Source organism: Enterococcus sp. AZ062 (assembly GCF_051715065.1).
Classification (GTDB): Bacteria; Bacillota; Bacilli; order Lactobacillales; family Enterococcaceae; genus Enterococcus_B; species Enterococcus_B mundtii.
In genome coordinates this window covers 114,590-122,232 of record NZ_JBIOTB010000002.1, presented here as the reverse complement: position 1 = coordinate 122,232, position 7,643 = coordinate 114,590, and the positions used below count along the sequence as shown (strand labels likewise).

At 32.5% G+C, this 7,643-nt stretch carries 5 protein-coding genes and 1 pseudogene; 3 read left to right on the top strand and 3 right to left on the bottom strand.

Annotated features, from left to right (window positions below):
* Positions 1–388: 388 nt before the first annotated feature.
* Positions 389–649, top strand: a pseudogene (locus tag IGJ00_RS15825) (SOS response-associated peptidase family protein); the annotation flags it as partial.
* 87 nt (positions 650–736) lie between these two features.
* Here IGJ00_RS15825 and xerS read toward each other — a convergent pair.
* The gene (gene xerS, locus IGJ00_RS15820) at positions 737–1,822 is read right to left on the bottom strand and encodes a tyrosine recombinase XerS (protein ID WP_438844654.1); all 1,086 of its coding nucleotides are present in this window, start codon (positions 1,820–1,822) and stop codon (positions 737–739) included.
* Between the two features lie 1,049 nt (positions 1,823–2,871).
* On the opposite strand from xerS, the gene IGJ00_RS15815 reads away from it, so the two are divergent.
* Together IGJ00_RS15815 and IGJ00_RS15810 are read left to right on the top strand one after the other, a co-directional pair.
* Positions 2,872–4,152 carry a sensor histidine kinase gene (locus tag IGJ00_RS15815; protein WP_438844653.1) on the top strand — a complete coding sequence of 427 codons (1,281 nt, stop codon included), beginning with the start codon at positions 2,872–2,874 and terminating at the stop codon, positions 4,150–4,152.
* Positions 4,153–4,165: 13 nt separating this feature from the next.
* Positions 4,166–4,894, top strand: a complete 729-nt coding sequence (locus IGJ00_RS15810) for a LytR/AlgR family response regulator transcription factor (protein ID WP_438844652.1) — start codon at positions 4,166–4,168, stop codon at positions 4,892–4,894.
* 160 nt (positions 4,895–5,054) lie between these two features.
* Here IGJ00_RS15810 and IGJ00_RS15805 read toward each other — a convergent pair whose 3' ends face one another.
* Positions 5,055–5,525 (bottom strand): TspO/MBR family protein, encoded by a 471-nt coding sequence (locus IGJ00_RS15805; RefSeq protein ID WP_438844651.1) that lies wholly within the window; start codon positions 5,523–5,525, stop codon positions 5,055–5,057.
* 332 nt (positions 5,526–5,857) lie between these two features.
* Positions 5,858–7,555, bottom strand: coding sequence for a WxL domain-containing protein (locus tag IGJ00_RS15800; protein ID WP_438844650.1), 1,698 nt, complete (start codon positions 7,553–7,555; stop codon positions 5,858–5,860).
* Positions 7,556–7,643 lie beyond the last annotated feature (88 nt).

The following is a 7,643-nucleotide window of genomic DNA, read 5'->3' as shown; positions in this document are numbered from 1 at the left end:
TAGCTAACATTTATAATTTTATTTTACACTATTTGAAGATTATCGTAAAGTCATGTTACGCTATATTTTATTTTAACTTCCATTGACTTTTCTATAAAATTTTTAAAATTCTAGTGTCTTGACTTTTAAAGTGAACGAACGTTCTATTATTTATATAATAAAGGACTTTCTTATGGTTCTTCAGTTTGGTGTAAATTGTTATGGCATGCTCGAGACTTAGCTAGAATCATTCAATAGAAAATAAGATAGAGATGGTCAAAAATGAGTACTACTAGCCGTTTTTAGAAGACGATTCAAGGAACTGTGCATTATAAAGTTCCAAAATTGCCTTAGAATTGCTCTATAAACACCTATTTTTTCAAGAAATATTCAATTAGGAGGAAAGGTCATGTGTGGAAGATATTTATTTGATTTAGGATCTGACGAACTTAAAAATTACTATGATCAATTAGGACCTAAAGCTGCTGCAAACGACATAACTCTTGCTAGTAATGAAGTATTTCCTTCAAACCATGTTATCACTTTAGGACTTAATCAGGACTCAAAAGTTGTTCCTGGTATCACACGTTGGGGTTTCGAAGGATTCAAAAAAGGGCAACTTATGATTAATGCACGTTCCGAGACAGTTGAAGAGAAGAAAACTTTCTCAAAAGATCAGGATTCAGAAAAAATCCGATCAAGACATCATAAATAGTAATACAAAAGTAATAAATAATATTACTTTTGTATTACTATTTTATAAAGAATTTAATGCATCAATAGTAGCAGCATTATCAATATGTGTATACAAAGTGGTGGTATTAGTATTGGTATGACCTAATTGTTGGGCTGTAAGAACAAGTGAATTAGTTTGTTTATACAACCTTGTTGCTAACGTATGGCGTAGCTTATGAGGGCTAACTTGTACTTTGAATTCCTTTGAGTATTTCGCTACCATGCGCTCAATTGCTATGCCTGTCATTCTTTTGGACTCACCTTTATAAATAGTCAAGAACATGGCTTTCTCACTGTCAGTAGCCTTATAACGGCTGCTACGAATCTCTAGATAGTTTGCTAAATACTCCATAGCAAACGCTGCAATATTTACCGCATCTCTTTTATTTCCTTTTCTAATCACTACAACTTTATTCTTATCTAAAGATAGATCATCCACATTTATATTTACTACTTCAGATAACCGTAATCCTGAACCTAAGATTAATGCATTAATAGCAAGATCTCGCTCAACGTCACGTACGTAATAAGGAAGAGCCTTAGCGCTCAAAGAATCCTTGTATTCAAACTCAATGTAATCTAAGTAATTTTGAGTATCTTCATCTAAAAATAGTTGTTTTTCAATTGCATTTGCACGAGCTGCAAGTGTTGTTCTGTCGGCTATCGTCGCAACCTGTTTCATAGGATTAGTCTCTAAATATGGTACGCCATTTGGATTATTTGAGCTAGAGGAGAGATACTTGAACAATACCTTTAAAGCAGTAATATTGCGATTTATTGTTGCAACAGACAATCCTAAATTATTACTATCTTGCAGATAGTGTTTCGTAGATACTTTTTTTATATTCTCTTTAGAACGGCGTTTTAGATATGATTTATATAAATTTAACTCATAAGGAGTCAATTCTCTCAATGAATGAATAGAAGTATCTGCTACAACAGCTTCACTAATTAACCATTGAAAAAATAATTTATAATTCTTCAAATATTCCAGTGTAGTTTGTGGAGACTGATCTTGGTCATCACGAGCTTGAACAAAATCTTTTATATAATCTGGCATATGACTTAATAATTCATCGATTTTTTTATACGTGTCTTTATAATTCATTAAAATCAACCTTTCCTTACAAATAGGGGAGGGAAACCCCTTATAATTGGACTATACCAATCCAAACGGAGTATGTCAACAAATAAAGCACCTTTTTTAAAAAGTTTTGTATCACTAACTATATAGAAAGACTCATCTTTCTATATAATTAGACATAAGAGACAGTACGATTGATTTAATATCAACAAGTGTATATACGGTATATACAAAAAGAAAAGGGGAGGGAGAAGACTATAGCAATTGAAGATAGAAAATCCAAAGAAGTGGGGGGGAACTCAATAGTATCAACAATTTCAAAGGAGTTTCTTAAAGAAAATGGTTACATCCTGGAGATACATTTTTTTAGATTTTTAGATAAGAAAAAATTCAAGCAGCAATTCAAAAAAACAAAGCTTAATTGATGATATGGATGTATTAATATCTCAAGCATCAACAGAGTACGATCCTGCCTTTCAAGAGCTTGTTAATAAATGATTATTCACTTTTTTCATCAAAGTGGTAATGATAATTCGTCTATTATCTATTAATTGTATTTTTTAGTAGATATGGTATAATTATTTTAACGAAAAGGTAATTCATGATACACCAAAAACCACTAGCTGGCGGGCTAGTGGTTTTCTTTTACGTTCTATTCAGATTAACGGGTAGACTTACTGTCTTTTTTGGCAATAATTTTGCAATCAAGCCATTTACAGATGTAATGCGCGGTTACTTCTGCTACGATTGCAAAAAACATATCGAAAAGGTAATTCATAATACAACCTCCTCCCCTTGCCAGAATAGGCCGGGGTAGCAGACAGCATAAATATTATACCATAACTGAAAATCTCATTTTATTACATTTCTATATATATTGATAAACCATCACAATAAAACATACCGTGACTAAAAGAAAAACTTCTTATTAAACTCAATATAACTTGTAAGACATCCAATTGTATAGAAAACGGTAATTTTCTATACAATTAAAAAGGTTAAATTAATTACTAAAAAACTATATTATAAGCTTTATGCTATAATTTTAGAAAACACATTAGGAGATGTATTCTATGTTTTTATGGCCTATAGCCCTACAATATTTCATATATACAATTTGTATATTACTCATCGATCATCAAATAATACATAAATCTCTTTTTCTAATTGTTACTTGTTTAAATGCTATCCTATTAAGTTTCTTGTACCCAATATTTGGTATTTTTTCTACACTAATAGCAATTTTTATGTTAGCTATGATATTCCATTTTTTATCTTCATCACATCGACCATTAGTGTATGCTTTAACTTTGGGATTACTATCTTCTCTGCTAGGAGATCATCTAGCAAGTATAGGAGACTTTATAGTACTTGGATCTTCCGTGATCGAACCCGGAGACGCCTCGCAGTACTTTCATATTGCACTTTCAGCTCTTTTGTCTTTTATACTTGCTTATAGTTTTAGAAAAGCCCTTGATAATTGGTCTTATGCAATTGATTACCAAATAATCGGTACAATCGGTGTATTTATTCTTTCAACTTATTATATTATTATCTTATATACTCGTTTTTCGGGAGGAAATCCGGAAGTACTTGCGTTAAATACTACTTTTTTTATTCTATATTTATGTATTGGTTTAATTATTTTTATTTATTATTGGAAAATTTCAAATGCAAAAATGGAAGAACAACTATTGGAGCAACGTATCCAGCTACAACAAGATTATATAAGAGATATTGAGAAAAATTATCAAGAACTTAGAGAATTCAAGCATGACTATCAGAATCTATTATTTTCGATGAATAGTTATATTAGTGAAGGGGATCTGGAAGGGCTAAAAAATTATTACGATCAAAATATATTACCTACACGTGAGATAATGAATCTTTCCCCAGCAAATCTTAGTTTATTAGATAAAATAAATGTACCGGAAATAAGAAGTGTATTGTCATTAAAATTAATGATGGCAATAGAGAAAGGTATCTCTCTACAGTTAACCATACCTGAAGAAGTCAAAATTGATTCCAAGCATACGGTCAATTTAGTTCGTATACTTGGTATTGTCTTAGATAACGCAACAGAAGGAGCTGCTGTGGCAAAAAAGAAAAAAATCGAATTATTAATTTTAAAGAAGAAGAATTCGTTAGTTATTAGAGTAGTTAATACAACTATCAATACACTGCCACTTAATCAGTTAAAACAAAAGGGTTTTTCTACGAAGAGCAATCCTAAAAATGAAGGCCTAGGTCTGCATATCCTGGATGATTTGGCAAAAACGAACCCTTATCTATTGATTGAAACTTCAATTGAAAATCAGCGTTTTTCTCAAACAATTTATATACAAACACATTAAAAGGAGCTTTTTAATGATTCCAATATATATATGTGAAGATGATTCGAAACAACTGGAGATGATAACTACTGTCATAAAGAATCGAATCATGATCGAAAACTTAGGCTGCTATATCCATTTCGTCACTTCAAATTCCCAAGATTTACTCGCAAGTGTTCAAATAAATACATCTCCTTTCGGTATTTATTTTTTAGATATCGAATTAAAAGACAGTGAATTGAATGGGATCGAACTCGGTAAAAAAATTCGTGATCTTGATCCATCTGGTAAAATAATTTATGTCACTTCCTATACTGATCTTTCGTTGATTATTTTAAAAAACAATATTGAACCCACTGATTATATTATCAAGGAAGATATTTTACATTTAAAAGATAATATCGAACGTATTTTAAGCAAGCTATTTAAAGATCTTCAAATAGCTCCTTTAGAAAAAGAGATGTTTAAAATCGAATTCAACGATGAAATCAAATTTTTACCTATTAAAGATATCCAATACTTTTCTACTTCTCCTGGTGTACCTCATAAATTAGAGGTACATCTCCCTTATAGTCAATTACAGTTCTATGGCAACATAAAAGAGACTGAAGATAGAAACCATCACTTTATTCGTTGCCATAAATCATTTGTAGTAAATACCCAGAATATTCAAATGATTAATAAAAAGATACGGGAAGTCACTTTAGAAAACGGGGACATTATTCCAGTATCCATTCGTGGTCTGAAAAAACTAATTACTTGAAAATTAAATTTAATTGGCTATTTATATAAAATACCACACAAACTGAACTGATCATTCAGTCTGTGTAGTATTAGTAATTTCAACAAAAGATACTCTACTCAACAAAAAATTTTATTATTTCGAGACTAATGTTGGTATATTCCACGTGAATTATTGCGAATTAATTCAAAAAATAAATTGAATAATTTAATATAGTAGCAAATATTACCCATAGATAGTAGGGAATCATCAATAGCATGGCTTTACGCCTATTTACCCACAATTGATAGAGTAAAATCGTTAAGAAAATTAAAAGTAAACTGATATCAATAGCTGCAATAAAACTATTCTTTAAATTAAAGAATAGTATCGTCCATAAAAAATTACAAACAAACTGAATCGTAAATAAGATTAATAATTTGCCTTTCATTTTTGTAGAAGGCAGATTTATTATTAAATACAACGCGCCCCCCATCATAATATATAGGAGGGTCCACATCGGTCCGAATATCCAGCTAGGCGGTGCAAATGGTGGTAATTGTAAAGAATAGTAATAGTCTCCTGGGTTGCCACTAAAAATACTTGATAAAAATCCTAACCCAACGATTCCTACAAGACATAACCATAAACGATAATCTTTTAAATAATTCATGTTTGAGAAATTCCTTTCTATTATTTAATCACTTTCTATCAACTTTTTTACATCATCTTATCTTTATCGAGTAGAAATTCTAGCAGTTTTATTGATATATTTTTCTTTTAACCTATTCACACTATTTGCTTTATTTCTTTCCTTTAAGAAAATTATAATATGAATATAAAAGGATAAACTATTTTTTTCATAAAGTGTTCTTTTTAGAGCATAATCGTATCTTACTCAAAATTTCATTCATTAAATATGAATTATCCTTCTAAAAAAACTAAAACGAGTTTCCCTGAATTTACTCCTATACAAAGAAAGGAAAGAGAACGATTCTCTTTCCTTTAATTACCAGGAACTGCACTTAATTCCCATGTCAGCGTTGTCGAATAACTAGTTGCTTCTGGATTCGCTCCTCTCGGTACATAGAGACCGACACTTTTATTTGCCGTTTGTTGATTCCCTAAACGATAGATCCATGTTCCTGTCCCAGATTCTTCATCTGCTTGTAACAAGATTTTTTTTGTATTTGGTATGATTCTTTGAGTAGTTTCTTCTTGTAACCTAGGCGCCGTTCCACCTTGTGCAGTCACTAATTCTTGATTGAATAACTGTATTTCAGAGCCAATTAATTCATGTCCGCTTTCATTACGGAATTGTTCATTTTGAGTAACTGATAACTGCCAACCACTGCGTTCATTGCCGGCACGACGATCACTGATCTGCACAAAGTTTGGTCTTTCCTCGCTTTCATTCACTGTTCCATCTTCATTTAATAATCGTTGCGGTTGTGCATAATAAGTTTGATCACTAACAGATATTTTTTGCGTATCAAAGTTAAATTGAGACACAAAATCTAGACTCAAACGACCTTGATCTTCTGGTATTTCAGGCTTATTCTCTGGGGCAATTTCCGTTTCAGGATCTAATGGGTCCACTGGTGCCACCACAATTTTTTTCTCTACAATTGTACTAGCAGTATCATTTTTTCCATTTAAAAAAGCATAGGCTGTCACGGTATTCCCAGCAGTAAACCGTCGATCTTCCGGTAATTCATAGCGATAATCTCCATTCTCATTTGCCGTTGTATGATACTTTTCACTTTCAGAAATATCAGGTGAAGTAATAGAGCCTGAAGGAATCGCTGGATCGCCTGAGAAGCGGATCACACTATTAGGATTCGCCTTTCCAGTAATCGTATGAGAATTCACTTCATTCGGATCTTCTGTTAACGGATCAATTGTGACTTCGACATCTGGAATTTTTTCAAATAAAATCCGTTGGACATTTTGCGTAGTGAAATATTGCTTAAAACTATCTGCCGTTTCTTGTGAAATCGAAGAAACAGTCTCAATACGAGGAACTACTCCTGTATAGCGTAGATTCAAATTAAAGATCGGAGTCCATGAATGATCGGGTGTCGCTTCAAAATTCCCTCTTGCCCATTGTTTCAGTGATTGGACATCGATATCTAATAACCCGGTGCTTCCTGCGATATTAATCAATCCGTTGGCGGTCGACGTTCCGGCGATCGTTCCAGTTCGTTCTAGATTCACTTCTTGAGCATCAGAAAATTCAAAGGTTGAACCTGCAGAAGCGAAGTACATCAAATTTTGAGCGTTTGAAGTACTGTCACTTTTTATATTCAAGGTAGCATCTTTGCCGATGGATACCGTCGCATTCCCATTAACATGTACAATATTTGATGGTGAGGCAGCCATTTCAGTGGCAACAATATTCAATATACTCCCACTTTCTACTAGTAGATTGCTTCCTGCCGCCATCCAAATAATATTATATAGAGCCCCATTGGCATTCGCCTTTGTTCCTTTAGAATCGATGGTAAGAACACCTTTTTCTTTTATTCTGAGCGATGAGTTCGCAGTACGTAAAGAAATTGCTGATCTTAGATTTTGTGGTACTAAGTTCAGCTTTGCACCCTCATCTATTTCAACACTGCCTCTTCGAACGAGTAAACTTGTTCCATCAGCTTCGCCAGCATTTCCTTTTGATACAGCATTTAAAGATGAATTTTTTTCCATTCTAAAGTTGTTATTGGGGTGTACTACTCCTCCTAAATCTAAATTACCTGCGCTAATTGTTTCTAATTCAACCTCAGCATCTTCAACT